At 67.1% G+C, this 1972-nt stretch carries 2 protein-coding genes; both read right to left on the minus strand.

All coding sequences use genetic code 11. From position 1 onward, the window contains the following. A partial coding sequence (gene cax, locus EB084_24400) for a calcium/proton exchanger (protein ID NDD31405.1) occupies positions 1-930 on the minus strand: 930 nt, incomplete at its 3' end. Beyond that, the gene (locus EB084_24405) at positions 927-1763 is read right to left on the minus strand and encodes a bifunctional DNA-formamidopyrimidine glycosylase/DNA-(apurinic or apyrimidinic site) lyase (protein ID NDD31406.1); all 837 of its coding nucleotides are present in this window, start codon (positions 1761-1763) and stop codon (positions 927-929) included. The genes cax and EB084_24405, both read right to left, overlap by 4 nt. Positions 1764-1972 lie beyond the last annotated feature (209 nt).

Here is a 1972-nt window from a genome sequence, read left to right on the forward strand (position 1 = left end):
GAGGGTGAAGAGCAGGTTCATGGGCTGCCCCATCAACACGCTTGCAAACACGAGGAACGGCGCCACGAAGAGCGCGACCTGGGTCGACGATCCGCAGGCGATCTGGAAGGCCAGCTCCATGCGACCACGCCGCGCCACCATGATGGCCACCGCGTGCTCGGCCGCGTTGCCCACGATGGCGATGACCACCGCTCCGAGGAAGATGGGCGACAGATGCATCGACTCGATGAGCTCCTGCACGGCGTCGACGAGGATCTCGCTCTCGAGCACCACGAGAAGCGTCGTGCCCAGCAGAACCGACACCGCCGTCATCATGCTCCACTCGGGCTCCTCGGGCTCTTCGTCTGCCCCGCTGCCGTCGGGGTTGAAGACGTGTCGATGGGTGCCGAACGCGAACAGCAGGCCGAGGAAGTAGATGAGCATGAGGATGCCCGCCACCATCAGGCTCATGTTCTGCAGCAGAACGGGGTTGGCGTCGGGGCGCACGCGGGCGAACACCGCTGGGACGACAAGGCCGATGACGGCGAGCAGCATCATGCTCGAGGTCATGCCGGCCGAGCGGGGATTGATGGACATCGACTTGTAGCGAAGGCCACCCGCCACAATGGCCGCCCCGAGAACGAGCAGCAGGTTTCCGATGATCGACCCCGTGATGGAGGCCTTCACCATCTCGAGGAGGTGCCCTCCGGAGCGGATGGCCATGAGCGCGAGGATGAGCTCTGTGGCATTGCCGAACGTGGCGTTGAGCAGCCCCCCCAGAGCCGGGCCCTGGCGCATGGAGATCTCCTCCGTGGCCTTCCCGAGGATGCCCGCCAGCGGAACGATGGCGGCGGCAGCGATGATGAAGAGCGGCATGGCGGCCATGGCGTGATTGTGATGGCCGAGCACGCTGAGCAGAATGAGCACCGCGGTGATGACATAGGTTCTCATCGCTGACACCTCGAGCACCAGTGATACGCGCGGGCGCTTCGCCCCGCGCCCAGAGACGCCTTCTTGATTGACGTACCGCAGGCCGCGCACGGCTCGCCCGTACGACCATAGACGTGAGGGATGTACGCCCCGCTCTGCCCGAAGATGTCGTAGTAGCGGCCGGTGGGACGGGCGGTGGCGCCCTGGGTCTCGACCGCGCGCTCGAGCACCGGGCGGATGTGCGAGACCAGTCGGGCGAGCCGCGCTCGCGAGAGTGTGGCGGCGACGCGATCGGGTCGCACCCCGCCGAGAAAGCAGATCTCGTCGGCGTAGATGTTGCCCACGCCGGCGACCATCCGCTGATCGAGGAGCGCGGTCTTGACGGCGCAGCGCTTGCTGCGCAGGCGCTCGACCAGCGCCCCCTCGTCGAAGCCATCATCGAGCGGCTCGGGGCCGAGGGCGTCGAGGAACGAAAGATCTGATGTGACCCCGATCTCCCCGAAGGTGCGGGGATCGCTGAACACCAGGCGCTGGCCATCGCTGAGCTCGAGCACCGCGTGAACGTGCGCGCGCGAGGGAGGAACGTCTACGAGAGGCTCGACCTCGAGACGACCGGTCATGCCCAGGTGCACCCGCAGCACGCTGCCGTCATCGAGGGGCAGGAACATGTGCTTGCCGCGCCTGCGAACCGCCTCGATGCGCCGTCCGCGCACACCCTCGACGAAGGCATCGACGCTGGGACGGGTGATGCGCGCAAGACCGGCCCAGGCGCGGGCGATGTGCCGCCCTTCGAGCAGCGGTGCGATCTGGCGGCGAATGGTCTCGACCTCAGGAAGCTCAGGCATACGGGGCATGGATTGGAAAACGAAGACCGGGTTCCTGCTTCATCGAGCCGGGGTCCGCGCCCCGCCCCCCGCCTCGCCCCGAGAGGAGGAACCCCGCGCGTCTTCGAACCCAAGGCGAGCGGAAGGTTTGCGCCCCCTGCCTCAAAAAGTGGAGAGCGCGCTCCGAGAACACGCAGAGGGGGAGACGGCGCCGGCCCATGAACGCAGTCGACAGCTTC

The organism is Pseudomonadota bacterium, from assembly GCA_010028905.1.
Lineage (GTDB): Bacteria > Vulcanimicrobiota > Xenobia > RGZZ01 > RGZZ01 > RGZZ01.